Raw genomic sequence first — 24,899 nt, 5'->3', positions numbered from 1 at the left:
GTCGTCAATCTTTGCAGGGGGTGGCGTTGCCTGGAAAGTAACCTCTGTCTTGCTCGTTGTGTCTGGTGCTGGTGCTGCGGGTTTCGGTCTCGCGGTGGGAATTCGCGCGTGGGGGCGAAGGGCGGAATGGCAGGGCGCGCACGAGCTTCGACTGCCAAAGCGGCACTCGATAGCTATAACCGTGGGAACCATCTTGCTCGCCTACGGACTGCTCGCACTGGTTTCGGGATCCATTCTCTTTGCGGGAGTTTTCTGAAGCCGCAGAGTTGAGTCTCGGGCCATACTGTCGACCGAGATAAATCTGCAGTGCAGATAGCGAATGTTCGCGGCTACGACTTGAACTGTGAACTGGGGCAAGCCTTATAGGGAGATGTGACCGGCGTGGGGAAGGTGAGAGGTTCTGGTGGCGGTGCCCGGCTGGGCTGCTTGCTCTGGGGTGCGACGGCTAGTGGCCTGTTCGTCTTGGTCAGCTGGGGCTCGGAGTATTGGTGGATTGGTGTTCCGGTATACGGCGTCGCCGTGGCCGCACTCCTTCGGTCGTTCTTCCTTGGCGTGTGGGCTGGGCCTGGCGAAGTAGTCGTGGTGTCGTGGTTTCGCCGCTACTCCTTCACTCGCGGACAGGTCTCGGCTTTCGATGTGACTCGCTACTACGGTGCGGGTGGCGATGGCGTCGGATGGCTCCCGTTCATCGGTTCCCTGCGCATGATCGAGGTAGAGCGTGTGACAGGTCGACGGGTGCCTCTGCCCGTCACCGTCGGGCGTAGCCGCAACGTCGTTCTCCTCGCTCGGCTCATGAGGGAAGCGCTCGAGATGAACCCCCACTAGCGTAGGAGCAGACGCAAGTGAGAAATCCCGGTGAACGCCTTCCGGAGTGCGATCAGATCCTTCGCCCAGTGCGCCGCAACCATCAGCGGATGCGGCGCGGCGGTCCCGGACGCTCACCGGATCACACCCCCTCCGGATCTACACTCAGCGAGTGAGTGCGACGCGGCGGCGGCTGGGAGCGGGGACGATCATCGTCCTGGCGCTCATCGCCGTCGCACTCGTCTGCATCGTCACGGGCATCCTTCCACCCGCGGATGCCGGGGCGCTCGGCGCTCGCATCGCACCGGTGCTGGGGTTCGTCATCGCGATCACGGTCGTCGCCGAGCTGGCCCGGGACGCTGCGGTGTTCGACGTCGTCGCGCAGCGTCTTGCTCGATGGGGCCACGGGCGGGTCATCCTGCTGTGGCTGTCGGTCGTGGTGCTCGCCGTCATCAGCACGGTGTTTCTGTCGCTCGACACCACGGCGGTGATCGTGACGCCGGTCGTGGTCGTGCTCGCGCAGAGCGTCGGCATCCCGCCGCTTCCGTTCGCCCTCGTCACCGTGTGGCTGGCGAACACGGCGTCCCTCGCCCTGCCCGTCTCGAACCTCACGAACCTGCTCGCGGCACGGTCGATCGGTGACGACCCGCTCGCGTTCCTCGCGCTGAGCTGGGCGCCGACTCTGGTCGGGGTGCTCGTGCCCGTCGTGATCCTCACGCTGCGACACCGGCGCACGCTTTTCGGCGGGTATCGCACTCCGACAGGCGGTGCCCCTTCCGACCGGATGCTCTTCTGGGCGGCGTCCGCCATCCTGCTGCTCCTGATGCCGCTGCTCGCAGTGACCCATGACGTGTGGATCCCCGCGACGGTCGCAGCGCTCGTGCTCATCGTCGTGTTCGGCATCCGGCGTCGCCATGTGCTGCGACTCTCGCTCGTGCCATGGCCGGCGATCGGCCTGGCGGCGGCCCTGTTCGTCGTGGTCGAGACCGCGCACGCGAACGGCATCCTCGACTTCCTGTCGGTCCTCGCGACCAGTGGCCACGCGCCCGCAGAACTGCTGCGTCTCTCTGCGGCGGGCGCGCTCGCCGCGAACGGGGTCAACAACCTGCCCGCCTACCTGATCCTCGAACCCACAGCCGGCGATCCGGTCGCGCTCATGGCGCTGCTGATCGGCGTGAACCTCGGCCCCCTGATCACCCCGTGGGCATCGCTCGCCACGCTGCTCTGGCACCACAGGGTGGTGTCGCTGGGGGTCGAGATCCGCTGGGGCAGCCTGATGCTCTGGGGTGCGATCGTCGCCGTGCCGACGGTGCTGGTCGCCACGCTCGCGCTCGCCTTCGTCGCAGGCTGAGACCGGCATCCCGATCCCGGCCGCAGGGGAGGGAACAGGGCAGCGACTCGCGTCACGGGATCTGGGGGAGGTCCGCGGCACGACATGGGGAGTGTGTGCCGGGTGAGGGTCGCTGCCCTACTCCGCAACGCTACGCACATGCCGTCGGATCCGGTGAAACTTCAGTGCCTGATGTATGGTGCGTCGGCATGACACCGGCATAAAGTGTGCCCGTGGGCGACATCAGCGCATCTCTGCCGATCCGGCCGCGGCAGCTGATCCGCGACCAGGTCTTCGCCACGCTCGCCGAAGAGATCATCTCTGGGCGCATGCAACCCCTCGAAGAGATTCGCGACCAGGACTTGCAGGCCGAATACGGCGTCTCCCGCACGCCCATCCGCGAGGCTCTCAACCGTCTCGCCGACCTCGGACTCATCGAGGTCAGCACCAACCGGTTCACACGCGTCGCGCCGGTCGACCTCGAGGCACAGGCGGAACGTGTCGAGACCGCCGTCGCCATGATCGGATACTGCGCCGTCAGAGCAGTGCCGACCTACACCGACGAGCAGGTCGCCTCTCTGCACGAGAGGATCGACGGACTCCTGGTCGCCGAGCTCGCAGGAACCTCGAGTCGCGAGGGGCTCAGCCTCTGGTACGCGCTGTGGGGCGAGATCGTGCTCAACGCGCACAACCAGACGATGATCGACATCCTCGACGGTCAGCTGGTGCTGCACCTCACCCGAACAGTGCCCGCGCAACGCGTGCCCGACGAACTCGTCGACTACATGCGCGCGGCCCTCGATCAGCTGCGTGCCCTGCTCGATCGGCGCGACGGCGTCGGGGTACGCGACCTCATCGAACCGCTGTTCCTGAGATCGACGATCGAACCTCTCCGCGCGGCGGCGGCGCTCGCCGCGGCATCCGCCTCCGTCTCCGCCGGCTCGACGCCCGCCGTCCTCTTACCCGGGGACTGACATGCCCGACCGGCGGATCGACAGGCTGAACTCCACGCGACTGCTGGGAGGGGTCGAGCAGCCACCGCCCGTCATCACCTCCCGAGCGGATGCCGTCGTCGACTCGCTCGCGCACTCGATCGAGTCGGGCGAACTGGCGCCCGGCGATCCCTTATCGGTCACCGCCCTCGCACAGCGGCTCACCGTCGCCGCGGCGACCGTGCGATCAGCCCTCGGCACCCTTGAAGCGATGCATCTGATCGAGCACCGTCTGAACAGGGCGTCGGTCGTCGTGACGCCGACCCCCGCGTGGTTCGTCGCTGTCGCCGCTGAGTGCTCCGGCCTGTCGATCGCGGCGGCCGACCTCGGCATCGCGGAGGCGACCGAGGCGCAGATCGCCGATCTCGCCGAGCGGGCGGCGACCGTCCGCGAACTCTGGGCGTCGGACGAGAGCGATCAGGTCATCGGAGCGGAGGGGCTGTGGGAACTGCTCGACCTGCTCGCGGTGTTCTCGCGCAACCGACACCTCAGCGCCCTGCACGCGTCGAAGCGCACGGCGCTGGTGCTCGGCATCCGCTCGCTCAGCCGGCCCCGCAACCCCGCCATGCTCCGATCGGTCGTCGACGCGCTCGTCGCCGCAGCGCGCGATCGCGACCGCCTCGAAGCGACTGATCTGGTGAGAGACCTCTACACGTTCGTGGTCGACGGGGTCACAGAACTCTGACGCGTCGGTGTCCACTCCTCCGCGAGGATGCCGTAGTTGAGCCCGTCGAGCCACTCGCCCGACCGGTGCAGAGCGGTCTTGCGGCTGAACTCCTCCCGGCGCATGCCGAGCCGCTCCATCAGACGCCACGAGGGCTCGTTGTCGGCGAAGCATCCGGCGTGCACCCGGCGCAGCCCCAGCGGACCGAAGCAGACGTCGATCACGGCGCGGATGGCCTCGGTCGCATAGCCGCGACCGGTGTGCGCGGGGTCGAGCACCCAGCCGAGCTCCGCCTCGACGCCCCTCGCCTGATCGGCGACCTCGAGCTGCGCCCAGCCGTCACCGATCCTGATCATGATGTCGCCGATCGGCGTGGGCCCGTCGTTCTCCGTGATCAGCTCGACGAGGTACATCGACGTGAGCCGGCCGGGGTCGAGATACAGCTCGCGGAACTCCTCGAGTGTGGCCGGCGCGAGTCCGAGCCACCGGTTCACCTCCGGCCGTCGACGCCACTCCCACATGACGTCGACGTCGGGTGCCGTCATCGGCCGGATCTGCAGCCGCTCGGTGCGGACGGGCCAGACGTCGGTGTGCGGCGAATCGGTCATCGCCCCAGCCTATTGAGGGGCGTGGCCGGACACTCGACGCATCTCGGCCGCGAGTGCCGCGTTCGTCTCGTCGAACCGCCCGGTGATGGTGTCTCGCACCTCGGGAGACTTGTTCTGGCTCAGCTTGGCGCGCGCGTCGAACCGGTCGACACGCATCCTCAGTCCGACGGTTCCCTTCGCCGCTCGCCGGGTGCCGGCCTCGTCCTCCGACAGGCTGCGCCCGTGCGGCATTCCCTTCTCGAAGTGGTCGGTCAGCTGCGCGAGCATGGCGTAGTTCTCCTCCTCGGTGAGGATCTCGGGAGTGCCGTAGAGATGAGCGGTCACGTGGTTCCAGGTGGGCACGAGGTCGCCGGGTGCATAGAGGCTGGGCGACACGTAGTCGTGGGGGCCCTGGATGATCACGAGCACCTCGTGCGCGCCCAGTTCATGCAGCTGCTCGTCGGGGCGACCGAAGTGGCTCGCGATCACGATCTCGTGTTCGTCTTCGATCAGCAGCGCGGGGTAATGCGAAGCGACCAGCCCTGTGCTCGCGGGGGACACGAAGGTCGCCCACGGGTTGCCGCGGATCAGGCGCTTCACCTCGAGCGGGTCGGTCATCAGGTAACGGGGTGTGTGGCGCATCAGAACTCCTCGTTCAGGGGGCGGGTGGTGGGTCGGGGATGGATCAGTCGGGTGCGCACCGCGAGCGCGGCGCACACGATGACGGCCAGGCCGCCGAGCGCGGTGGGCCATCCGATCTGCTCATGAAGAAGCAGCGCGGCCCACGCGATGCTCATCACGGGTTGGACCAGTTGGATCTGGCTCACCGGGGCCATGGGCCCGATCGCGAGCCCGCGGTACCAGGCGAAGAATCCGAGGAACATGCTCACCACGGCGAGGTAGGCGAAGGCGAGCCACTGCACCGGCGATGCCGTCGGCGGGTCGGCGACCGCCGAGGCCAGGGTCAGCACGAGCATCAGCGGCGCGGCGAGCACGAGCGCCCACGACACGGTCTGCCAAGCTCCGAGCTCCCGAGCCAGCAGGCCGCCCTCCGCATAGCCGACAGCCGCAGCGAGCACCGCGGCGAACAGCAGCAGATCGGCCCAGTGGAGTGCGCCGAGATCCCCGTTCTGCAGTGACGCGAAGACCACCGCCGTGATGGCGCCGAGTGCGGCGAACCACCAGAACGCACGTCCCGGCCGTTCGCGCGTGCGGAGCACGACGATGACGGCCGTCGCTGCGGGGAGCAGGCCGATCACCACGGCGCCGTGGCTCGCCGGTGCGGCGGTCATGGCGAACGACGTCAAGAGGGGGAACCCCGCGACCACGCCGCCGGCGACGATCGCGAGTCGCCACCATTGCACCCTGGTCGGCGGATGCTGCCGGGTGGCCGCCAGAGCGATGGCAGCGAGCGCTGCGGCGACGACCGCGCGGCCGGATCCGATGAACAGCGGCGAGAGGCCGCCGACCGCGATGCGGGTGAACGGGAGAGTGAACGAGAAGGCGGTGACGCCGAGGAGTCCCCACCAGAGCCCGGGACTCGAGGATAGCGGCGCACGTGGGCGGACGATAACGCTACTCTTTTGTTTCATGAGTCAGGATAGCAGTGACCGAATCGTGGCCGGCCTCCGCCGGTGGATCGCGTCGGCTCCGCCGGGCGCCCGCGTGCCGTCGAATCGCGCCCTCGTCGCGGAGTACGGTGCGAGCCCCGTGACGGTGCAGAAGGCCATGGCACACCTGGCGCGACTGGGGCTTGTCGAGTCGAGACCGGGGGCGGGCACGTTCGTGCGGGCGCAGCGACCGCCCCGCGCTGCGGACTACGGATGGCAGACATCCGCCCTCGGGGCGCCTCCCGCCAGACTCGCCGGTCTCACCTCGACGCAGCGCACCGTCGCCCCCGATGCGATCGGCATGCACTCGGGGTACCCCGCCGTCGAGCTGCTTCCCGAACGGCTCGTCCGCCAGGCGATCACCCGCGCGGCGCGAACCTCCTCGGCGCTCACCCGTTCACCCGCCGCCGGGCTGCCCGAACTCCAGGCATGGTTCGCCGCCGAGCTCGCGGCATCCGCACCGGCAGACGTCGCTCCGGCGTCCGCGAGGGATGCTCTCGTGATCGCGGGCAGTCAGAGCGGGCTGAGTTCGATCTTCCGAGCTGTGGTCGGCGCCGGCCAGCCGCTGCTGATCGAGTCCCCCACCTACTGGGGTGCGCTGCTCGCTGCTGAGCAGGCAGGGGTGGTTCTGGTGCCGATCCCGTCGGGCCCCCACGGTCCGGATCCGGATGCCGTCGAGCGAGCCTTCGCCGAGACCGGGGCTCGCGCGTTCTACGCGCAACCCACATTCGCGAACCCGACCGGCGCCAGGTGGCCGGCGGCGACGGGCCTCGCCGTGCTCGAAAGCGTGCGTCGACACGGGGCCTTCCTCATCGAAGACGACTGGGCGCACGATCTTGCCATCGATGGCGATCCGCGGCCGATCGCGGCGATGGACGATGACGGCCATGTCGTCTATCTCCGCTCGCTGACAAAGAGCGTCTCACCGTCGCTGCGGATCGCAGCGCTGATCGCCCGCGGCCCGGCTCGCGAACGCATCCTCGCCGACCGCGCCGCCGAGTCGATGTACGTGAGCGGGGTGCTGCAGGCCGCAGCGCTCGACGTCGTGACCCAACCGGCCTGGCGGACTCACCTCCGCGGATTCAGAGAACAGTTGCGGGCGCGACGGGATCTGCTGCTCTCGAGCCTCGCCGAGCACGCTCCGACGGCGATCGTCGAGACGGTGCCGACCGGCGGCCTCAACCTCTGGGCGCGGCTTCTGGAGGGCACCGATGTCGTGGCCGTCGTTCGCGCATGCGAGGCGCGCGGCCTCATCATCTCTCCCGGGGCCGAGTGGTTCCCCGCCGAGCCCTCCGGGTCGTATGTGCGCCTCAACTACGCCCACGCCGACCCGTCGCGATTCACGGAGGCGGCGAGAATCCTCGGGGGTGTGCTCGCCGCATCCTGAGCAGCGTCAGCTCTCGGGCGGACCTTCGGGCCGGTGCGCGCGACGCCCGCTGACGACGACCGGACGCCCCGCACGCTCCTGCCCGGGCAGGGGACGCGAGCGCCGTCCATAGATCAGCTCGGACGAGTCGAGCAGCCACGGCACGAGCGTGATCGACACCCCGTGCACGAGCATCAGCTGGTTGGCGAGACGACGCGAGCGCCGGTTGTGGAGGAATGTCTCCCACCAGTGCCCCACGATGTACTGCGGCAGGTAGACCGTGACCACCGACGAGCCGTGCTTCTCGCGGTACTGCGTGATGAACTGGGTCACCGGCTGAGCGAAGGACCGGAACGGCGACTCGACGATCACCAGGGGGATCGGCACGAGGTGGTCGGCCCATTCCTTCTGCAGCTGCGCGGCATCGTCGGATGCCACGGCGACGTGCACCGCCAGCGTCTTGCCGTGCTTCGCGGCGACCGCATAGTCGATGGCCTTGATGACGGGCTTCTGCAGACGGTTGACGAGCACGATCGCCAGGTCGCCCGTCGCGCCGAACTTCGTCGTGTCGTCGATCGCGATCTCGTGCTCGACGTCGCGGTAGTACCGCTTCACACCCATCATCAGGAACGCCAGCACCGGGATCGCGAAGAACACCAGGTAGGCGCCGTGCGTGAACTTCGTGATCGTCACGATCAGCAGCACCGCCACCGTCATCGCGGCGCCCACCGAGTTGATGACCAGCCCGATCTTCGCCGAGCGGCGGTCGGATGCCGAGGCGCCGTCGACGCCCGATCCGGGAGTCGTCTCGAGCGGCCCGCGCAGCACGCGGCGCCAGTGCCGGACCATGCCGATCTGCCCGAGCGAGAACGACACGAAGACGCCGATGATGTAGAGCTGGATCAGCGTGGTGAGCTTCGCCTGGAACACCACGAGCACGATGATCGCCGCGATCCCCAGCACGATCATGCCGTTCGAGAACACGAGGCGGTCGCCGCGGGTGTTCAGCGACTTGGGGGCATAGCCGTCACGGGCGAGCACCGAGCCGAGCAGCGGGAATCCGTTGAAGGCGGTGTTGGCAGCCAGCAGCAGCACGCAGGCGGTCGCCGCCTGGATGATGAAGAACAGGATGCTGCCGCCGCCGAACGTCGCAGACGCGATCTGCGCCATCAGGCTCGGCTGCGGGTTCGAGCAGTCGAAGCCGATCAGGTCGCACGGGTTCTCGGCGTAGTGCACGCCGGTGATCAGGGCCAGGGCGGTGAGCCCGGCGAACAGGCACGCGGCGATGGAACCCATCAGCACGAGCGTGGTCTGGGCGTTGCGGACCTTCGGGGTGCGGAAGGCGGGCACGCCGTTCGACACCGCCTCGACGCCGGTGAGGGCCGAGCATCCGCTCGAGAACGCCCGCAGGATGAGAAGGATCACCGCGGCCTGGCCGAGGTCTTCGGAGTGCACGGCGAACTCGGCGCTCGAGGCGACCGGCGCATCGCCGAGGAAGGTGCGGAACAGCCCGGTCACGATCATGAAGCCGACGGAGGCGATGAACACGTAGGTCGGGATCGCGAAGACGAGCGAGGCCTCGCGCACTCCTCGCAGGTTCACCAGGATGATGAGGATCACGAATCCGACCGCCAGCTCGACGCGCAGCGGATCGAGGCCCGGCACCGCCGAGATGATGTTGTCGACGCCGGATGCCACCGACACGGCGACCGTCAGCACGTAGTCGACCAGCAGCGCGGCCGCGACGATGACGCCGGGGATCTCGCCGAGGTTCTTCGAGGCGACCTCGTAGTCGCCGCCGCCCGAGGGGTAGGCCTTGATGAGCTGCCGGTAGCTGAGCACGACGACGATCAGCAGCACGACGACCGCGACCGCGACGAGCGGCGTGAACGACAGGAACGTCAGTCCGCCGATGAGGAGGATCATCACGAGCTCCTGCGGCGCGTAGGCGACCGAGCTCAGAGCGTCCGACGCGAAGATCGGCAACGCCATCTTCTTCGGGAGCAGCTGATCGTCGACCTGTGCGCTCGTCAGCGGGTCGCCGATGAGAATGCGCTTCACGCGAGGAGGAGCGTCGAGGTTGTCCCGGGTTTCATCTGACACGTCGGGCGACATTACGCCCGCGAACGGCTTCCTCACGCGTTCCTCACGGAATCCCTACGGGTGCCCCCGGTGTCCCTAACGGAATCCTTACGGGGCCGAGGCGGTCACTCGGAATGAGGGCGCGGCATGTACCACTCGGTGAACGCGGTCGCCCGGCCCTCGGCATCCAGTCGGACGATCCAGAGATTGAGATAGTCCCTTTCAGACGGGTACTGCGTGCGCCCCTCGATCGCCACGAAGTCGTCATCCTCGCGGACGATCCACCACTCGAACGACCACGTGCCCGGATCGTCGAGGTCCTCGAGCCAGCCGGCGACGATGTCGGCCCGACCGACCCGCGGCTCGGCGTCGGGGCTCGTGAGGTAGATCGCGTCTTCGCTGAAGAGCGCCGCGATCTGCTGCGGGTCGTTCGATCGCCACGCCTCGACGTACGCCTCTGTCCACTTCTCGCCTGCGGTAGCCATGTCGTCCGTTGTAGACCCGGCCTCCGACATCGTCAAGACCGCGCCGGACCGAATTTCTCATCGGCGATGCACAGCCTGCGCCGATCACGAACGCGTAACGTCGGATGCATGACGTCCCTTCAGCTCACCGACGATGCGATCCAGCAGACTCGGGAGCTCCGCGATGAGTTCCAGCGCTTCCTGCGCGAGTACGAGTTCGGGATGCGGGAGGTGGAGACGAAGATCTCGATCCTGCGTGACGAGTTCACCCATCACCACGCGTACAACCCGATCGAGCACGTCAAGAGCCGGTTGAAGACCCCCGACAGCATCGTCGAGAAGATCGCCCGCAAGGGCATCGTCGAGCCGGACTTCGAGCGCATCCGCTCCGAGATCACCGACATCGCCGGCGTGCGCGTGACGTGCAGCTTCGTCGCCGACGTGTACCGCCTGTTCGACCTGCTCACCGCGCAGGACGACGTCACCGTGCGCACCGTCAAGGACTACATCGCCACGCCGAAGGAGAACGGCTACAAGAGCCTGCACGCGATCATCGAGGTGCCGGTGTTCCTGTCGACCGGGGCGCTCGCGGTGCCGGTCGAGGTGCAGTTCCGGACCATCGCGATGGACTTCTGGGCCAGCCTCGAGCACAAGATCTATTACAAGTTCTCGAACCAGGTGCCCTCGCACCTCGTCGACAGCCTGACCGATGCGGCCGAGGCCGCCGCCGAGCTCGACAGCCGCATGGAGCGTCTGCATCGCGAGGCGCACGGAGTGCCGCAGCGCCAGCTCGCGCCGCCGCCCCCGCCGCACGTCGTGCAGGTCTGACCCGACGCTCGTCGTCTCCGGTGCGCGGCGCACGCGAGCGGCGCGGTGTTGCGCGCGGCGGCGGGCTCCGGGAGCATGGGCAGGTGGTGAAGACGCAGCAGCCCCCGGTCGCCGACCTCGAGCGCACCCTCGTCGAGCTCCCCGGTCTCGACCGAGGACGCCAGCTGTGCGAGTGCGACCACGGCGACGACGAGGCCTATGCCGCCTGCGGACGCAAGGCCAAGTGGCGCGTCACGGTCGACTGCGTCTGCGGGGAGAACCACCCGCGTCGCGTCGAGATCCTGTGCTCCCGGTGCCTGCGCACTCTGCGCCAGCTGCAGGACCGCGACACCATCACCGCGCGGCGTCTCTGACGCACCGGCGCTCGCGACCATCCGTTCGCGCCTTCGCTCCGAACAACCGCTGACCACACCGTCGGCGGTGCGAAGGAGCAGATCATGGCACAGCGCAGCAAAGACCCACAGCGCAGCAAGGGCAGGCGATTCATCCTCTGGGCAGCACTCTCGGGTGTGATCAGCGGTGCCGTCTTCCTGGCCACCGCAGAGCTGTTCGCGCTGATCTTCGCGCGCTCAGCGAGCCCGATCCTCGCGGTCGGCGGATTCGTGATCGACATCGTGCCGCAGCCCTTCAAGGAATTCGCGATCGCGACCTTCGGCGAGTACGACAAGATCGCGCTGCTGGTCGGTCTCGGTCTCGCGGTGGTGATCGCGTCGGCGATCGCCGGAGTCCTTCAGCTGCTCCGTCCCCCGCTCGGCGTGATCGCCCTGGTGGTCGCGGGCGCGCTCTCCACCGCGGCGATCGTGACGAGGGCGGGAGTCACGCCCCTCGCCTTCCTGCCTCCCGTGCTCGGCACCATCGCAGGGTCGATCCTGATGGTGCTCCTGATCCGCCGTCTGAAGACGTGGAGGGCCTCGGCGGTTCCCGCCGTGATGACCGACCGCAAGGGCGAGGGTCTCGCCGCGACCGGCACCGGGACGGTGGGCCAGGATGCCGCGCAGCCGCCGAAGGATCTGGGGCGTCGGCAGTTCTTCATCCTCGCCGGGATCGCGAGCGTCTCGGCGGTCGTCGTCGGCATCGCGTCGCGCACGGTGAGCATGACGGTCGCCTCCGTGGCGTCGATCCGGGAGGCGCTGAAGCTCCCGGCGCCGAAGTCGACGGTCACGGTGCCGAAGGGCGCCGAGCTCGACATCCCGGGCCTGAGCAAGCTGTTCACCCCGAACAAGGACTTCTACCGCGTCGACACCGCGCTGACCGTGCCCACGATCGACCCCAGCACCTGGCGTCTCGTGATCGACGGCATGGTCGATCAGCGCGTCGAGATGAGCTTCCAGGACATCCTCGACATGGGGCTCGACGAGTATGCGATCACCCTCACCTGCGTCTCGAACGAGGTGGGCGGCGACCTCGTCGGCAATGCGAAGTGGCTCGGCGTCCCGCTGCGCGATGTTCTCAAGAAGGCAGGGGTGAAGTCCGGAGCCGACATGGTGCTGTCGAAGAGCGTCGACGGATACACCGCGAGCACGCCGCTGTCGGCGCTGACCGACGACAACCTCGATGCGATCCTCGCGGTGGGCATGAACGGCGAGCCGCTGCCGCTCGAGCACGGGTTCCCGGTGCGCATGGTCGTTCCCGGTCTCTACGGCTACGTCTCGGCGACGAAGTGGCTGACCGAGCTCAAGGTGACGACGTTCGACAAGGACGAGGCCTACTGGACCCCGCGCGGATACAGCGCCGAGGCGCCGATCAAGTTCGCCTCGCGCGTCGACACTCCCAAGGTCGGCGAGGCGGTCAAGGCCGGCCGCATCCCGATCGCGGGCGTCGCGTGGGCGCAGTCGGTCGGCATCGAGCGTGTCGAGGTGCGCATCGATGAGGGCGACTGGATGCCGGCGACGCTGTCGGCACCGATCAACGAGGACACCTGGGTGCAGTGGTTCATGGAGTGGGATGCCACGCCGGGCACGCACTACGTGGCCGTGCGAGCCATCAACAAGAACGGCGACCTGCAGATCGAGGAGCGGGCGCCGATCGCGCCGAACGGTTCGTCGGGTTGGCAGCGGTCGCTGATCCGCGTCGCCTGATGCCGGTGCGCGACCCCGGGTCTCGCCCTAGTGTGGGAGCCATGACGTCGCTCCCCGCCTGCGTGATCACTGTCTCGGATCGATCCTTCGCGGGTGAACGCGAAGACAGGGGAGGGCCGATCGCGGTCGGGCTGCTGCGGGATGCCGGGTGGCACTGCCCGGATGCCGAGGTCATCGCCGACGGCGCCACCTCGGTCGCGGATGCGCTGCGCCGAGCGGTGGCCCGCGGCGTGAGGCTGATCGTGACGACCGGGGGGACCGGCGTCAGTCCGCGCGATGAGACGCCGGAGGGCACCCGTCGGGTGATCACCCGCGAGGTGCCCGGCATCGCCGAGGAGCTGCGCCGCAGCGGCCTCGCCGACACCCCGCTGTCCGTGCTCTCTCGTGGCGTGGCGGGCATCGTCGACCCGGCCGGATCGCTCGTGGTGAATCTTCCCGGGTCGCCCCGGGCCGTGGCATCCGGTGTTCCCGTCGTGCTCACCGTCGCCAGACACGTCGTCGACCAGGTCGAGGGCGGTGATCACTCGTGAACGAGGTGCGGATCGCAGCGATCTCGGAGGAGAAGCTCGACGTCGACGCGCATCTCGCTGCGGTGGACGACCCGGCCCTGGGCGGGGTCACGACCTTCATCGGGCGCGTGCGCGACAACGACCCCGATGCGACGACCCCGGTGGTCGGGCTCGAATACAGCTCGCACCCCGATGCGGAGCCGACGCTGCGACGCATCGCCGAGGAGGCGGCAGCGCATGCCGTCGGCGACGCCAGGGTCTTGGTCGCCGTGAGCCACCGAATCGGTCGCCTCGACGTCGGGGATGCGGCCGTGGTCATCGCGGTCGCGGCAGAGCATCGTGCCGAGGCCTTCGAGGTGTGCCGCGCGGTCATCGAGGACATCAAGACGTCGCTGCCGGTGTGGAAGCGCCAGGTCGAGTCGGACGGCTCGACCTCGTGGAAGGGCATCGGCGGCTGAGTCGAGTTGCGGCTGCTTCACGCGGCCATTCGCGCTTCTGAAGGCCGTTTTCGGCATCCGCGTCCTTCTGACGCGCAGATCGCCGCACGAAGCGCACGCCCAGCGGGCATCGCTTCGCCTGCGGCCTATCCCCCGGCGAACGGGGGGAGCACGTCGATCAGCTGGGCGTCGTCGAGCGGACGGTCGTCATCGCTGCGCACACCGTCGACCATGACCGCGCACCGCGGAAGGATGTCGGCGAGCGCCGGATGGTCGACGACGACGGCGGCGCGCAGCTGCTCGAGCGAGTGCTCGCCGCGGTCCTCGGCGTCGGTGCCCGCGGCCTCGGCGGCCGCAGCGAAATAGCGGACGCGGGTGGTCACAGCGTCTCTCCCTCGCGCACCCAGTCGCCCGAGCGCCCGCCCGACTTCGCGACGATGCGCACGTCTTCGATCACGACCGAGCGGTCGAGGCCCTTGATCATGTCGACGATCGCGAGGGCGCTCACCGAGACCGCGGTGAGGGCCTCCATCTCGACGCCCGTGCGGTCGGCGGTGCCCACGGTCGCCTCGACGTGCACGCCGTCGTCGACGATGTCGAGCTCGACCGACGCGCGGTGCACGCCGATCACGTGGGCGAGGGGCAGCAGAGCGGGTGTCGACTTGGCGGCCTGGATGCCGGCGATGCGGGCGACCGCGAGCACGTCGCCCTTGGGTGCGGTGCCGTCGCGCAGGGCCGCGATGACCTCGGCGCCGCAGCGCACGAATCCGCGCGCGGTGGCGGTGCGGACCGTCGGCTGCTTGCCGGTCACATCGACCATGTGGGCGTGGCCGGCCGAATCGAGATGCGTGAAGCTCATCCGACCAGCATGACATCGATCGCATCGCCCACGGCGACGGCCTCGACCTCAGCGGGCACGACGGCGAACGCGTGGGCGCGGGCGAGTCCGCCGGCCAGGTGCGATCCCGAGCCGCCCGAGGTCGCCGGGCGCACGGTCCTCTTCACGAGGTCGACGACGGCGGGCAGGTACTGACGGCGTCCTGGCGGGGTGGTCCACGCGGCATCCGCGGTGAAGGATGCGCGCGGGCGGTGGATCTCGGAGCGGCCCTGCAGCGCCAGCAGCGCGGGGCGCACGAATACCTCGAACGACACCGCCACGCTCACGGGGTTTCCGGGAAGACCGAACACCAGAGTGCCGGCGTCGAGCACGCCGAACGCCTGCGGCTTGCCCGGCTGCATCGCGACGCTCGCGAACTCGACCTCGCCCTGTCCGTCGAACGCGCCGCGCACGGGCTCGTACGCACCGGCGCTCACGCCGCCGGTGAACACGATCACGTCAGCGCCGCGTTCTACGGCGGTCGCCGTGACGGTGCGCACGGCATCGGCGTCATCCGCGACGCGGGCGACGAGCACGACCTCGGCGTCGGCATCGGCGACGAGGAGCTCGAGCAGCGGACCGTTGGAATCGGGGATGCGGCCGCGCGCTGCGGGCTCGCCCGGCTCGAGCAGCTCACTGCCGGTGGATACGACGGCCACCCGGGGTGCGCGTGTCACCGTCACGCTCTCGACCCCGGCGGCGACGGCAGCGGACAGCTGGAACGCTCCGAGGCGCTCGCCGGCGAGCACCACTGCGTCACCGGCGCGCAGGTCGGCGCCGCGACGGCGGATGAACGCTCCTGCGGTCGACGGTGCGCGCAGCACCCGCACCTCGCCCAGCGAATCGGCGAGACCGCCGACGGTGTCCTCGAAAGGCACGATCGCGTCCGCCGTCGTCGGGGCGGGCGAGCCGGTCATGATGCGTGCCGCCTCGCCGGCTCCGAGTGCCGGGTCGTCCGACACCCCGGCGGGCAGATCTGCGACGACGCGGAGCACGACAGGGCTCTCGTCGGATGCCGAGGCGACATCCGCTGCCCGCACGGCGAAGCCGTCCATCGCGGAGTTGTCGAAGAGCGGGATGTCGTGCGCCGCCGTCGCAGCCTCTGCGAGCGTGCGCTGGGCCGCGTCCCGGATCGCCCGTGCCTCGGCGGGCAGTGCGCGTACGGCATCCAGCACCCGCGCGAGCTGATCCTCGACGGATCGGCGGCCGCCGCCCGCGGCGCTCATGCCGACACCGCCGAACGGATGGCGATCTCGTGCTGTCTCGAGGTGAGGGAGTCGATCATCGCGAGCCGGCCGAGCAGCGGCTCGCCCGCGCCGGTGATGAGCTTCACGACCTCGCCCGCCAGCATCCCGCCCACCTGCACGCACAGGGCCCCGAGCACGCCGACCTGCGCGCAGCTGGGCGGCTCGCCCTCGGTGCCGAGCGGGAAGAGATCGGTGAGCACCACGGGCGTGTGGCCTTCGGGGGGATTCGACCAGAACACGGTGGCCTGCGCGTGCCACTCCTGCACGGCACCCCACACGAGCGGGATGCCGAGGCTCTCGGTCGCCGCGGCGACGTCGCGGCGGGTCGCGAAGGAGTCGCTCGTGTCGACCACGATGTCGGCCCCGGCGAACAGGCGCTCGGCGTTCTCGGAGTCGAGTCGCTCGGAGGCCGTCACGACCTCCGCCCCCGGTGACAGTGCGCTGATCGCGCGCGCCGCCGAAACGGTCTTGGGGCGGCCGATGTCCTCGACACGGTGAGCGAGCTGGCGCTGCAGATTCGTCAGCTCCACGATGTCGTCGTCGATCACCGTGATGCTGCCGATTCCTGCCGCGGCCAGTGCGAGGAGCACGGGGGAGCCGATGCCGCCGGCGCCGACCACGGTGACGTGTGCCGCGGCGAGACGGCGCTGCCCCTCCTCCCCGATGCCCGTGAGCACCGCATGCCTGGCGGTGCGGACGAGTTCGGCCGGGTCGAGGGCGGGCGCGGGAGCGACGAGCGGCTGCATGGCACCAGGCTATGCCCGGGGTGAGCGATTGCGGCGGGCGCGAGGGGATTCGTCCGGAGTTCGCAGCGGACGGATGCCGCGCGAGCGTCTTGCTTCCGCGAATGCGGTGATTTTCGGTGTCAGCATCCGCGTCTGCGGTAGTGTTCACCCATGCAGAGCTTTCGGATCGCCCGCGCAGCGCAGCTGCTCGGAGTGAGCGATGACACGGTGCGGCGCTGGATCGATCAGGGCCTGCTGCCGACGACGGATGCCGTCCCTGCCGAGATCCCCGGTGACGCTCTCGCCGCCCGCGCTGTGGAGCTCGCCGAGGAGGCGCAGGCGTCGGATCATGCTCTCTCGAGCGCCCGCAACCGCTTCGTCGGCATCGTGACGCGCGTGCAGATCGACGGAGTCATGGCACAGGTAGATCTGCAGTCCGGACCCCACCGCGTCGTCTCGCTCATGTCGGCCGAGGCCGCCCGCGAGCTGAACCTGGAGGTCGGCTCGCTCGCCACCGCATCCGTCAAGGCGACCAACGTCGTCGTCGAAGTGCCGAAGGGCTGACATGAATCGCGCCCTGCGTCGCACCGTCGCGGTCGTCCTGGCCGCCGCCGCTCTCGCCCTCACAGGGTGCACCGCCGAAGCCCCGGCCCCTGCCAGCTCGGGAGATGCACCGGAGAGTGCTGTCAGCGGCGAGCTGACGGTGTACGCCGCCGCATCGCTGTCGGGCGCCTTCGACGAGATCGGTGCGGCCTTCACCGACGAGAACCCCGATGTGACGTTCAGCGGCGTCTACGACGGATCGTCGACGCTGGTCACCCAGCTGCGCGAGGGCGCTCCGGCCGACGTCTTCGCCTCAGCCGACGAGGCGAACATGGACAAGCTCGAGGATGCCGCGGTCGACCCGACCCTGTTCGCCTCCAACACGCTCGTGATCGCCGTTCCCTCGGGCAATCCGGGTCGCGTCGAGACCCTCGCCGATCTGCCCGACGTCACCACCGTGCTGTGCGCCCCCGAGGTGCCGTGCGGCGCCGCCTCGGCGACGCTGCTCTCGAACGCCGGCGTCGTGGTCGACGCCGCGAGCCTCGAGCAGAACGTCACCGCGGTGCTCACCAAGGTCGCAGCCGGTGAGGCGGATGCGGGCCTCGTCTACGCCACCGACGTCGTCGGTCGTGACGATGTCGAGGTGATCGTGCCCGACGGTGCCGACGCGGTCGTCAACCACTATCCGATCGCGACGCTGTCGGAGGCATCGAACTCTGCGGCCGCCGACGCGTTCGTCGCGTTCGTGCTGTCGGATGGTGGCCAGAGCATCCTGGCCGACTTCGGCTTCGGAGCGCCGTGACTGCGGCCGCTTCACACGGATACGCGCCGCGTGCCCTGGCCATCCCGGCCCTGATCGGTCTCGCGTTCCTCATCCTCCCGCTCGCGGCGCTCGTCGCCCGTGTCGAGTGGTCGACCTTCATCACCGACGTGACGTCGGAGTCCGCGCGCTCGGCTCTGCTCCTGTCGCTCGGCACCGGCCTCGTCGCCACTCTGCTGTGCATCGTGATCGGTGTGCCGCTGGCGTTGACGATCGCCCGCTCCGGGCCCCGCCTGGCCGCCGTGCTGCGGGCCGCTGTCACGGTGCCGCTCGTGCTGCCGCCGATGGTCGGCGGTGTCGCCCTGCTCTACCTGTTCGGGCGGGCGGGGTGGTTCGGCGGTCTCGGGATCTCCTTCAGTACGCCGGCCGTCGTGCTCGCGCAGACCTTTGTGGCGCTGCCGTTCCTCGTGCTGGCGGTCGAAGGGGCTGTGCGCACCTCCGGTGTCGAGTACGAGCGGACAGCCGCCGCGCTCGGAGCCGGCCGCTGGACGATCCTGCGCCGCATCACGCTGCCGCTCGCGGCGCCCGGGATCGTCGCGGGCGTGGTGCTGTGCTTCGCCCGGGCCATCGGCGAGTTCGGCGCGACGGCACTCTTCGCGGGCAACCGACCCGGCGTCACGCAGACCATGCCCCTGGCGATCTACACGGCCTTCAACGGCGCGGGCGTCACCCAGGGGGCCGCGGTCGCCCTCGCGCTGCTGCTGCTCGCCACGGCGATCCTCGTGCTGCTGCTCGTGCGCGGCTGGCGGCCGGGGGCGGCGCGATGAGCGCGCCTGCTGTCGCCGGGCTGCGCGCCCGCGTGGTCGTGCCGCGAGAGCACTTCACCGTCGATGTCTCGCTGCAGGTGGAGACCCGCGAGACGGTCGCCGTGATGGGACCCAGCGGAGCGGGCAAGTCGACGCTGCTGCAGGCGCTCGCCGGACTCGAGCCGCTGGGCGGGGGCGAGATCGCCGTCGAGGGCCGGGTCGTCGACCGGGTCGCGAAGCCTCGGATGAGGGCCGAGCCGATGCGCCGCGGGGTCGTGCTGCTCGGGCAGAAGCCGCGGCTGTTCCCTCATCTCTCGGCGCGCGCAAACGTGGAGTTCGGGCCACGGGCGGCGGGCACTGACGCCCGCGCGGCGCGGGCGGGGGCCGACGATTGGCTCGCACGGGTCGGACTCCCCGGCTCCGGAGAGCGGATGCCGCACGAGCTCTCCGGCGGTGAGCAGCAACGGGTCGCGGTCGCTCGCGCGCTCGCCGCATCCCCTCGCATCGTGCTGCTCGACGAGCCACTCGTCGCGCTCGACCCCGAGACGGCAGGCGACATCAGGCGGATGCTGCGCGACCAGCTCATCTCGACCACGACCGTCGCGGTCACGCACGATGCCGCGGATGCCGTCGCGCTCGCCGACCGGCTGATCGTCGTCGAGGCTGGTCGCGTGACGCAGGAGGGCCCGGTGCGCGAGGTGCTCGCCGCCCCGGCATCCGGTTTCGTCGCGTCGATCGCCGGGGTGAACCGGCTGGTGGGCGTCGCGAGCGGGGAGGGTGGAGCTGCGGCGACGCGCGGTTGACCAGCGCCCATCCTGCATCGCGTGCTCTCGCGGCGACCGACGGCGCGGCACTCGCCGCGGTCTTCCGCCCGGGCGATGTGCGGATCGCCGAGGCGGGACCGGAGTCGTGGCCGGCTGTGGTGGTGCGAATCGAGCCCACGCTGGGAGGCGTGCGCGTGCACACCGATGCAGGCGTGATCGAGCTGTCGCTGGATGCTGCCGGAGGGCTGTCGGCGGGCGATCTGATCCGTCTGCGTGTGGATCCGGCGCTGGTGCGGTTCGTCGCAGTTCCTCGAGCTGCAGCCGTGCGCTGAGCTCGCCCGATGACTGGTGGTCTCCCGGCTGAATCTCCAGCCAGGTGGCCTGGGCGAGCGCCGCGCGTCCCGAGAGGACCTGTCAATATGCCGGTCGTCGCGCCCGCATGGGCCGCGCGACGCGGGGCGCGGGTAGTCTCGGAACATGTCGGGGAGAGGGAAACTGCGATGACGGCCGTGCCGGTCGTGATCGGTGTGCGCTCGCCGCATCCCGTGGTCGCCACAGACCCCGCGCCCGCGTCGCAGGGACTCGTCGACACCCACGGTCGCGTGCACCGCGACCTGCGCATCTCGCTGACCGACCGCTGCTCGCTGCGCTGCACCTACTGCATGCCCGAGCAGGGAAACGAATGGCTCGCGCGCACCAGCATCCTGTCGACCGACGAGATCGTCGAAGTGGCGCAGGTCGCCGCATCGCTCGGCATCCGCACCTTCCGGCTCACCGGCGGTGAGCCGCTGCTGCGTGCCGACATCGTCGACGTCGTGCGCCGTGTCTCGGCGATCGAGGGGGACGAAGGCCCTGTCGAGGTCGCCATGACGACGAACGGCATCACGCTCGCGAAGCACCTGCCCGACCTGATCGACGCCGGCCTCACGCGACTGAACATCAGCATCGACACGGTCGATCGTCAGCGCTTCGCCGACCTCACGCGTCGAGACCGCATCGACGACGTGTTCGAGGGCATCGCGGCAGCGGCGGCATCCGAACTGCGCCCGCTCAAACTCAACACGGTCGCGATGCGCGGCGTGAACGACGACGAGCTGCCCGACCTGGTCGCGTTCGCGATGGAGGTCGGTGCGCAGCTGCGCTTCATCGAGCAGATGCCGCTCGACGCCGGGCACACCTGGGATCGCGCCTCGATGGTGACGCGCGAGGAGATCCTCGAGAAGCTCAGCGCGCGGTGGGATCTGGAGCCGGTTCCCGGCCGCGGCGGTGCGCCGGCGGAGAAGTGGCGCATCGACGGCGGACCGCACGAGGTCGGCGTCATCGCCTCGGTCACCGCCCCCTTCTGCGGCGCGTGCGACCGACTTCGACTGACCGCCGACGGACAACTGCGCAACTGCCTCTTCTCGAATGCCGAGTACGACCTGATCGGCGTGCTGCGCGGCGACGGAGCATCCGACTCCGCCCGGCGTGCTGGCGGGATCGCCGACATGCTGCGCTCCTGCGTGCACGGCAAGCTGCCGGGGCACGCGATCAACGACCCGTCATTCCTGCAGCCCGCCCGTGGCATGAACGCCATCGGCGGCTGAGTCAGCCCCGCTCGCCGTTCACAATTCAGCAGAGAACGTGCGTTCCGCGCGTCCAGAGTGCGTATCCGGCGCAGTTCCGGCTGTTCATGCTGAATTGTGAACGGCGAGAACGCGCGTCAGCCGAGGAACTCCCGCGCGGCGGCCGACAGTGCGGTGACGCCGACCTCGATCGTCGGGTGGATCTCGGGCGCGAAGAACGGCGAGTGGTTGGTCGGGATGTCCTTGTCGAGCGTGCCGGCGGCGGCGGATGCCGCGAACTTCGCCGCATCGATGCCGCCCCAGAACCAGAAGACCAGCGGCGCGCCGGTGTCGCGGGCGAACCACGACACGTCCTCGCTGCCGGTGAACATCCCGGGGTCGACGACCGACGCCTCGCCGAGCGCGCGCTGCAGGGCGGAGGTGACGCGCGCGGTGGCATCGGCGTCGTTGATCGTCGGCGGCAGGGTGTGGTCAGTGCGGATCTCGGGCTCGCGCTCGGCTCCGGATGCCGCCGCCTCGGCCCGCACGATGCGCTCGACGCTCGCGAGCACCTTGTCGCGCATCTCGTCGTTCGGATAGCGCAGGCTGAGCTCGAGCTTGGCCTCGGCCGGGATGATGTTGTTCTTGAGGCCCGCATGGATCGAGCCGACCGTCACCACCGCGACATCGCGCGGGTCGACCTCGCGCGATGCGATGGTCTGCAGTCGCATGACGGTCGCCGCGGCCATGACGACCGGGTCGATCGTGGAGTGCGGGCGTGAGCCGTGTCCGCCGCGTCCGTGCAGCACGACGGTGAGTCCGTCGGATGCCGCCATCTGCGTACCGGGGCGCACGCCGATGGTTCCGGCGGGCAGGGGAGTGACGTGCTGGCCGAGCACGACGTCGGGGTGCGGCACGAGCTCGCGCAGTCCGGCGTCGAGCATGGCACGGGATCCGGCGCCGTACTCCTCGGCGGGCTGGATGAGCACGACCACGGTTCCCGACCAGTCGGCCTTCTCGGCGACGAGCTTCTCGACGGCGCCGATCATCGCCGTGACGTGCATGTCGTGGCCGCAGGCGTGCATGACGGGCACGGTGTTGCCGGCCGGATCGATGCCGGTCGCGGTGCTCGCGTACGCCAGCCCGGTCTCCTCGCCGACGGGCAGCGCGTCCATGTCGGCGCGCGCCCACACGACCGGGCCGTCGCCGTTGCGCAGGATGCCGACCACGCCGGTGACGCCGATTCCCTCGTGCACCTCGAGGCCGAGATCCCGCAGGTGGCCCGCGGCGATGCCGGCGGTGCGCGTCTCCTGGAACGAGAGCTCGGGATGCTGGTGCAGGTCGGTGTAGAGCGCTTCGAGGTCGATCGTCATGGCCCGAGCCTAGTCGCGGCGGTACGACTCCAGTGCCGGTCCTGGATGCAGTACGCCGTTGACGATCGACCGGATCGCGAACTCGCTCGCCTCGCCGAGGTCGAACACGTCGCGATGCAGCAGCCATTGCAGCTGCAGGCCGTCCATCACGGCGAGGATGCTGGCGGCGGCCGTCGTGATCGTCGAGGGCTCGGTCACTCCCTCCTGCGCGCACAGGGCGTGGAAGGCATCCGTCACCTCGCGTCGCAGCGTCGTGTAGCGCTCTTCGAAGTACTCGCGGCCGGGGTGGTTGTCGGTCACGGACTCCGATGAGAGCACGGTGTACGCCTGCACGATCCCGGGGCGCCGCTCGTTGGCGATGGCGGTGCGCACGAGGTGCAGGAAGAGCTCGGGTCCGCCGGGGATGTGCTTCTCGGCGAGCTCGGCGACGTCGGCCTGGTCGCGGTAGGCGAGCACCTCGAGCAGCAGCTTCTGCTTCGACCCGAAATGGTGCAGCACGCCGGCGTGGGTGATGCCCACCTGCTCGGCGACATCGGCGAGGGTGCCGTTGGTCGATCCCTTGTTGCCGAAGATCTCGACGGCGGCTTTGAGGATCTGCTCGCGCTTCTCGCGGGTGGCAGGCCGGACGGACGTGTGGGCGACAGCATCCTTCGACATGGTCCATCCTCTTCTGCACGGAATCCTGCACTGGATCGTACTTGCCAACTCTACTTACCAACGAGTAACCTCGCACCAGCTTACTTTCTCGCCAGTAAGCGAATGCAGTCGGATGCCCGGGCACCGACAGCCACACAGCACAACGACCCGTGCCCAAGGAGAAGCAATGAAGCTCAGAAAGTCCATGATCGCCGTCGCGGCGATCTCCGCCCTCGGCGTCTCGGCCCTCGCCGGCTGCGCAGCCGGCGGATCGAACGACGGTGACGCCGGATCAGGCGGCGCAGCACTGACGATCGCCAAGCCCGACGGCGCGATCACCACCGAGTCGAACAACCCCTACGTCGGCGACTCGTCGGCGTCGAAGTACGGCTACGGCAAGGTCATCTTCGAGACCCTCGGTCTCGTCAACCAGACCGGCGACCGCGAGGTCACCCCCTGGCTCGCCGAGAGCATCGAGTGGAACGACGACTACACGGCCCTCACCGTCGTGCCCCGCAAGGACGTCACCTGGAGCGACGGCGAGCCGTTCACCGCCGACGACATCGTCTTCACCTATGAGCTCGTGTCGACCCCCGAGCTCGACACCGCCGGCCTCAAGTTCGAGGGGGCGACCGTCGAGGGCGACGCCGTCACCCTGAACTTCGGCGAGTCGAAGTACGTGAACCAGGCGCGCGTCCTGCACGTGCCGATCGTGCCGAAGCACATCTGGGAGAACCTCGACGAGCCGGCCACCGACCCCGTCAAGGGCGACGACCTGGTCGGCACCGGCCCCTACGCCCTGTCGAACTGGTCGACCGAGTCGGTCACGCTCGAGGCCCGCGACGACTACTGGGGCGGCGATCTCGCGGTTCCCGAGCTGCACTACGTCTCGTACGGCGACAACACCGCTCTGACGACGGCTCTCGCGCAGGGCGAGGCCGACTGGGCGCAGGCGTTCATCCCGCAGATCCAGGAGCAGTTCCTCGACGCCGACCCCGAGCACAACAAGTTCTTCGTCGCGCCGACCACGGGTTCGGCGACGCTGTTCATGAACCTGCAGCAGAAGCCGTTCGACGATGTGGCGTTCCGCCAGGCGCTCGCCTGGGTCATCGACCGCGACGCCTACGTCGACATCGCCCGTGAGGGCGCGAGCGAGCCGGTCTGGTCGGTGACCGGTCTGTCGTCGATCCTCGAGGACGAGATCCAGCCCGAGTTCCAGGGCGAGGAGTACTCGGTCGACGCCGAGAAGGCGCGCGACCTGCTCGAGAGCGCCGGATACACGTGGAAGGACGACGCGCTGATCGACCCCGACGGCACGCCCGTCTCGTTCACGCTCTCGGTGCCCTCGGGCTGGAGCGACTGGAACACCGCGCAGGAGCTCATCGCCGAAGACGTCACCGAGGCCATCGGCGCCGAGGTCAAGATCGACATGCCCGACTGGGGCGGCTGGGCAGGCCCCCGCGACGACGGCTCGTTCTCGGCCATCATCCACTGGCTGGAAGACAGCGGCACGGCCTACGGCCTGTACACGTCGACGATGGACCCGCGCTGGATCTCGCCCGAGGGCATCGCCGGGTTCAACTTCGGACGCTTCGAAGACCCCGCGGCCACCGAGGCACTCAACACCTACGCGAACGCGTCGTCCGATGAGGAGCGCACCGCGGCGATCACCACGCTCGAGCAGATCTTCGTCGAGCAGGTCCCGGCGATCCCGCTGGGCGCGCACCCGCTTCTCGGCGAGTACAACACCCGCAACTACGTCGGGTGGCCCTCGGAGGACGACCCGTACGCCTCGGGCGACCCGACGCAGCAGAACATCGTGCAGATCCTCACGAAGCTGAAGCCGGCCGAGTAAGCAGTCCCGGAGGGGCGG

The 24,899-nt window shown here is 69.4% G+C and carries 27 protein-coding genes; 16 read left to right on the top strand and 11 right to left on the bottom strand.

Annotated features, from left to right (window positions below; translation table 11 throughout):
• Positions 1-976 precede the first annotated feature (976 nt).
• From ACZZZQ_RS05455 to ACZZZQ_RS05445, 3 genes are all read left to right on the top strand, one after another.
• Entirely contained in the window at positions 977-2,155 is a 1,179-nt protein-coding gene (locus ACZZZQ_RS05455; RefSeq protein WP_463507067.1) for an SLC13 family permease, read from the top strand.
• Positions 2,156-2,367: 212 nt separating this feature from the next.
• Positions 2,368-3,108, top strand: coding sequence for a GntR family transcriptional regulator (locus tag ACZZZQ_RS05450; protein WP_072590588.1), 741 nt, complete (start codon positions 2,368-2,370; stop codon positions 3,106-3,108).
• A 1-nt stretch (position 3,109) separates the two neighbouring features.
• A complete protein-coding gene (locus ACZZZQ_RS05445) occupies positions 3,110-3,811 on the top strand; it encodes a GntR family transcriptional regulator (protein WP_053098545.1) in 702 nt (233 codons plus the stop codon).
• Here ACZZZQ_RS05445 and ACZZZQ_RS05440 read toward each other — a convergent pair.
• Genes ACZZZQ_RS05440 through ACZZZQ_RS05430 form a run of 3 tightly spaced genes read right to left on the bottom strand, consistent with a single transcriptional unit; the run spans position 3,775 to position 5,969 of the window.
• The gene (locus ACZZZQ_RS05440) at positions 3,775-4,398 is read right to left on the bottom strand and encodes a GNAT family N-acetyltransferase (protein WP_394194886.1); all 624 of its coding nucleotides are present in this window, start codon (positions 4,396-4,398) and stop codon (positions 3,775-3,777) included. The two genes, ACZZZQ_RS05445 and ACZZZQ_RS05440, sit on opposite strands and share 37 nt — an antisense overlap.
• A 9-nt stretch (positions 4,399-4,407) precedes the next feature.
• Positions 4,408-5,019: an FMN-binding negative transcriptional regulator gene (locus ACZZZQ_RS05435; RefSeq protein WP_463507066.1), complete on the bottom strand. Its 612-nt coding sequence runs from the start codon at positions 5,017-5,019 to the stop codon at positions 4,408-4,410.
• Complete coding sequence (locus tag ACZZZQ_RS05430) at positions 5,019-5,969, bottom strand: DMT family transporter (protein ID WP_463507065.1); 951 nt, start codon at positions 5,967-5,969, stop codon at positions 5,019-5,021. The genes ACZZZQ_RS05435 and ACZZZQ_RS05430 overlap by 1 nt, the downstream gene beginning before the upstream one ends.
• Here ACZZZQ_RS05430 and ACZZZQ_RS05425 point away from each other — a divergent pair.
• Positions 5,968-7,374: an aminotransferase-like domain-containing protein gene (locus ACZZZQ_RS05425; RefSeq protein ID WP_463507064.1), complete on the top strand. Its 1,407-nt coding sequence runs from the start codon at positions 5,968-5,970 to the stop codon at positions 7,372-7,374. The genes ACZZZQ_RS05430 and ACZZZQ_RS05425 overlap by 2 nt on opposite strands.
• Positions 7,375-7,380: 6 nt before the next feature.
• Here the strand turns inward: ACZZZQ_RS05425 and ACZZZQ_RS05420 are convergent, their stop codons facing one another.
• Positions 7,381-9,468, bottom strand: a complete 2,088-nt coding sequence (locus ACZZZQ_RS05420; protein WP_463508087.1) for an APC family permease — start codon at positions 9,466-9,468, stop codon at positions 7,381-7,383.
• A 92-nt stretch (positions 9,469-9,560) separates the two neighbouring features.
• The gene (locus ACZZZQ_RS05415; protein WP_056276387.1) at positions 9,561-9,920 is read right to left on the bottom strand and encodes a nuclear transport factor 2 family protein; all 360 of its coding nucleotides are present in this window, start codon (positions 9,918-9,920) and stop codon (positions 9,561-9,563) included.
• A 108-nt stretch (positions 9,921-10,028) separates the two neighbouring features.
• Between ACZZZQ_RS05415 and ACZZZQ_RS05410 the strand changes: the two genes are divergently transcribed.
• The 5 genes from ACZZZQ_RS05410 to ACZZZQ_RS05390 all read left to right on the top strand — a co-directional run bounded on the left by ACZZZQ_RS05410 (position 10,029) and on the right by ACZZZQ_RS05390 (position 13,772).
• Positions 10,029-10,727, top strand: a complete 699-nt coding sequence (locus ACZZZQ_RS05410; protein ID WP_053098552.1) for a GTP pyrophosphokinase — start codon at positions 10,029-10,031, stop codon at positions 10,725-10,727.
• Positions 10,728-10,810: 83 nt separating this feature from the next.
• Positions 10,811-11,080, top strand: a complete 270-nt coding sequence (locus ACZZZQ_RS05405; protein WP_053098553.1) for a hypothetical protein — start codon at positions 10,811-10,813, stop codon at positions 11,078-11,080.
• 84 nt (positions 11,081-11,164) lie between these two features.
• Positions 11,165-12,805 (top strand): molybdopterin-dependent oxidoreductase, encoded by a 1,641-nt coding sequence (locus ACZZZQ_RS05400; protein ID WP_463507063.1) that lies wholly within the window; start codon positions 11,165-11,167, stop codon positions 12,803-12,805.
• 41 nt (positions 12,806-12,846) lie between these two features.
• Positions 12,847-13,335 carry a MogA/MoaB family molybdenum cofactor biosynthesis protein gene (locus ACZZZQ_RS05395; protein ID WP_285363782.1) on the top strand — a complete coding sequence of 163 codons (489 nt, stop codon included), beginning with the start codon at positions 12,847-12,849 and terminating at the stop codon, positions 13,333-13,335.
• The gene (locus ACZZZQ_RS05390) at positions 13,332-13,772 is read left to right on the top strand and encodes a molybdenum cofactor biosynthesis protein MoaE (protein ID WP_463507062.1); all 441 of its coding nucleotides are present in this window, start codon (positions 13,332-13,334) and stop codon (positions 13,770-13,772) included. Before ACZZZQ_RS05395 ends, ACZZZQ_RS05390 begins: the two co-directional genes overlap by 4 nt.
• Before the next feature lie 125 nt (positions 13,773-13,897).
• Here the strand turns inward: ACZZZQ_RS05390 and ACZZZQ_RS05385 are convergent, their stop codons facing one another.
• From ACZZZQ_RS05385 to ACZZZQ_RS05370, 4 genes are read right to left on the bottom strand one after another with little or no spacing between them, the layout of a single operon-like run.
• Positions 13,898-14,134: a MoaD/ThiS family protein gene (locus ACZZZQ_RS05385; protein ID WP_187248955.1), complete on the bottom strand. Its 237-nt coding sequence runs from the start codon at positions 14,132-14,134 to the stop codon at positions 13,898-13,900.
• Positions 14,131-14,610, bottom strand: a complete 480-nt coding sequence (gene moaC, locus ACZZZQ_RS05380) for a cyclic pyranopterin monophosphate synthase MoaC (RefSeq protein ID WP_053098558.1) — start codon at positions 14,608-14,610, stop codon at positions 14,131-14,133. Before moaC ends, ACZZZQ_RS05385 begins: the two co-directional genes overlap by 4 nt.
• The gene (locus ACZZZQ_RS05375) at positions 14,607-15,854 is read right to left on the bottom strand and encodes a molybdopterin molybdotransferase MoeA (protein WP_463507061.1); all 1,248 of its coding nucleotides are present in this window, start codon (positions 15,852-15,854) and stop codon (positions 14,607-14,609) included. Before ACZZZQ_RS05375 ends, moaC begins: the two co-directional genes overlap by 4 nt.
• Positions 15,851-16,621: a HesA/MoeB/ThiF family protein gene (locus tag ACZZZQ_RS05370; protein ID WP_285363787.1), complete on the bottom strand. Its 771-nt coding sequence runs from the start codon at positions 16,619-16,621 to the stop codon at positions 15,851-15,853. Before ACZZZQ_RS05370 ends, ACZZZQ_RS05375 begins: the two co-directional genes overlap by 4 nt.
• Positions 16,622-16,771: 150 nt before the next feature.
• Here ACZZZQ_RS05370 and ACZZZQ_RS05365 point away from each other — a divergent pair, with 150 nt between their 5' ends.
• The 6 genes from ACZZZQ_RS05365 to moaA all read left to right on the top strand — a co-directional run bounded on the left by ACZZZQ_RS05365 (position 16,772) and on the right by moaA (position 21,059).
• Positions 16,772-17,164: a TOBE domain-containing protein gene (locus ACZZZQ_RS05365; protein WP_056276411.1), complete on the top strand. Its 393-nt coding sequence runs from the start codon at positions 16,772-16,774 to the stop codon at positions 17,162-17,164.
• A gap of 1 nt (position 17,165) precedes the next feature.
• Positions 17,166-17,945: a molybdate ABC transporter substrate-binding protein gene (gene modA / locus ACZZZQ_RS05360; protein ID WP_463507060.1), complete on the top strand. Its 780-nt coding sequence runs from the start codon at positions 17,166-17,168 to the stop codon at positions 17,943-17,945.
• Positions 17,942-18,730 carry a molybdate ABC transporter permease subunit gene (gene modB / locus ACZZZQ_RS05355; protein WP_072590601.1) on the top strand — a complete coding sequence of 263 codons (789 nt, stop codon included), beginning with the start codon at positions 17,942-17,944 and terminating at the stop codon, positions 18,728-18,730. Before modA ends, modB begins: the two co-directional genes overlap by 4 nt.
• A complete protein-coding gene (locus ACZZZQ_RS05350; RefSeq protein ID WP_463507059.1) occupies positions 18,727-19,512 on the top strand; it encodes an ATP-binding cassette domain-containing protein in 786 nt (261 codons plus the stop codon). Before modB ends, ACZZZQ_RS05350 begins: the two co-directional genes overlap by 4 nt.
• Positions 19,509-19,805, top strand: coding sequence for a hypothetical protein (locus ACZZZQ_RS05345; RefSeq protein WP_463507058.1), 297 nt, complete (start codon positions 19,509-19,511; stop codon positions 19,803-19,805). Before ACZZZQ_RS05350 ends, ACZZZQ_RS05345 begins: the two co-directional genes overlap by 4 nt.
• Before the next feature lie 168 nt (positions 19,806-19,973).
• Positions 19,974-21,059, top strand: coding sequence for a GTP 3',8-cyclase MoaA (moaA, locus tag ACZZZQ_RS05340; protein WP_295101794.1), 1,086 nt, complete (start codon positions 19,974-19,976; stop codon positions 21,057-21,059).
• 116 nt (positions 21,060-21,175) lie between these two features.
• Here moaA and ACZZZQ_RS05335 read toward each other — a convergent pair whose 3' ends face one another.
• Both ACZZZQ_RS05335 and ACZZZQ_RS05330 read right to left on the bottom strand, forming a co-directional pair.
• A complete protein-coding gene (locus ACZZZQ_RS05335; protein WP_463507057.1) occupies positions 21,176-22,390 on the bottom strand; it encodes an amidohydrolase in 1,215 nt (404 codons plus the stop codon).
• A gap of 9 nt (positions 22,391-22,399) precedes the next feature.
• A complete protein-coding gene (locus ACZZZQ_RS05330) occupies positions 22,400-23,047 on the bottom strand; it encodes a TetR/AcrR family transcriptional regulator (protein ID WP_053098566.1) in 648 nt (215 codons plus the stop codon).
• A gap of 166 nt (positions 23,048-23,213) precedes the next feature.
• On the opposite strand from ACZZZQ_RS05330, the gene ACZZZQ_RS05325 reads away from it, so the two are divergent.
• A complete protein-coding gene (locus ACZZZQ_RS05325) occupies positions 23,214-24,881 on the top strand; it encodes an ABC transporter substrate-binding protein (RefSeq protein ID WP_072590603.1) in 1,668 nt (555 codons plus the stop codon).
• Positions 24,882-24,899: the final 18 nt, after the last annotated feature.

Source organism: Microbacterium sp. AC132, assembly GCF_979258525.1.
This window is presented reverse-complemented; position numbering and strand designations above follow the sequence as displayed.

Bases quoted from the DNA above. Each gene is read 5' to 3' on its own strand.
- ACZZZQ_RS05425 (WP_463507064.1), top strand. From the start codon at position 5,968: ATGAGTCAGGATAGCAGTGACCGAATCGTGGCCGGCCTCCGCCGGTGG.
- ACZZZQ_RS05410 (WP_053098552.1), top strand. From the start codon at position 10,029: ATGACGTCCCTTCAGCTCACCGACGATGCGATCCAGCAGACTCGGGAG.
- ACZZZQ_RS05330 (WP_053098566.1), bottom strand. From the start codon at position 23,047: ATGTCGAAGGATGCTGTCGCCCACACGTCCGTCCGGCCTGCCACCCGC.
- ACZZZQ_RS05445 (WP_053098545.1), top strand. From the start codon at position 3,110: ATGCCCGACCGGCGGATCGACAGGCTGAACTCCACGCGACTGCTGGGA.
- ACZZZQ_RS05420 (WP_463508087.1), bottom strand. From the start codon at position 9,468: ATGTCGCCCGACGTGTCAGATGAAACCCGGGACAACCTCGACGCTCCT.
- ACZZZQ_RS05415 (WP_056276387.1), bottom strand. From the start codon at position 9,920: ATGGCTACCGCAGGCGAGAAGTGGACAGAGGCGTACGTCGAGGCGTGG.
- ACZZZQ_RS05325 (WP_072590603.1), top strand. From the start codon at position 23,214: ATGAAGCTCAGAAAGTCCATGATCGCCGTCGCGGCGATCTCCGCCCTC.
- ACZZZQ_RS05400 (WP_463507063.1), top strand. From the start codon at position 11,165: ATGGCACAGCGCAGCAAAGACCCACAGCGCAGCAAGGGCAGGCGATTC.
- ACZZZQ_RS05435 (WP_463507066.1), bottom strand. From the start codon at position 5,019: ATGCGCCACACACCCCGTTACCTGATGACCGACCCGCTCGAGGTGAAG.
- ACZZZQ_RS05375 (WP_463507061.1), bottom strand. From the start codon at position 15,854: ATGAGCGCCGCGGGCGGCGGCCGCCGATCCGTCGAGGATCAGCTCGCG.
- modA (WP_463507060.1), top strand. From the start codon at position 17,166: ATGAATCGCGCCCTGCGTCGCACCGTCGCGGTCGTCCTGGCCGCCGCC.
- ACZZZQ_RS05430 (WP_463507065.1), bottom strand. From the start codon at position 5,969: ATGAAACAAAAGAGTAGCGTTATCGTCCGCCCACGTGCGCCGCTATCC.
- moaC (WP_053098558.1), bottom strand. From the start codon at position 14,610: ATGAGCTTCACGCATCTCGATTCGGCCGGCCACGCCCACATGGTCGAT.
- ACZZZQ_RS05370 (WP_285363787.1), bottom strand. From the start codon at position 16,621: ATGCAGCCGCTCGTCGCTCCCGCGCCCGCCCTCGACCCGGCCGAACTC.
- ACZZZQ_RS05440 (WP_394194886.1), bottom strand. From the start codon at position 4,398: ATGACCGATTCGCCGCACACCGACGTCTGGCCCGTCCGCACCGAGCGG.
- ACZZZQ_RS05365 (WP_056276411.1), top strand. From the start codon at position 16,772: ATGCAGAGCTTTCGGATCGCCCGCGCAGCGCAGCTGCTCGGAGTGAGC.
- ACZZZQ_RS05350 (WP_463507059.1), top strand. From the start codon at position 18,727: ATGAGCGCGCCTGCTGTCGCCGGGCTGCGCGCCCGCGTGGTCGTGCCG.
- ACZZZQ_RS05335 (WP_463507057.1), bottom strand. From the start codon at position 22,390: ATGACGATCGACCTCGAAGCGCTCTACACCGACCTGCACCAGCATCCC.
- ACZZZQ_RS05395 (WP_285363782.1), top strand. From the start codon at position 12,847: ATGACGTCGCTCCCCGCCTGCGTGATCACTGTCTCGGATCGATCCTTC.
- moaA (WP_295101794.1), top strand. From the start codon at position 19,974: ATGACGGCCGTGCCGGTCGTGATCGGTGTGCGCTCGCCGCATCCCGTG.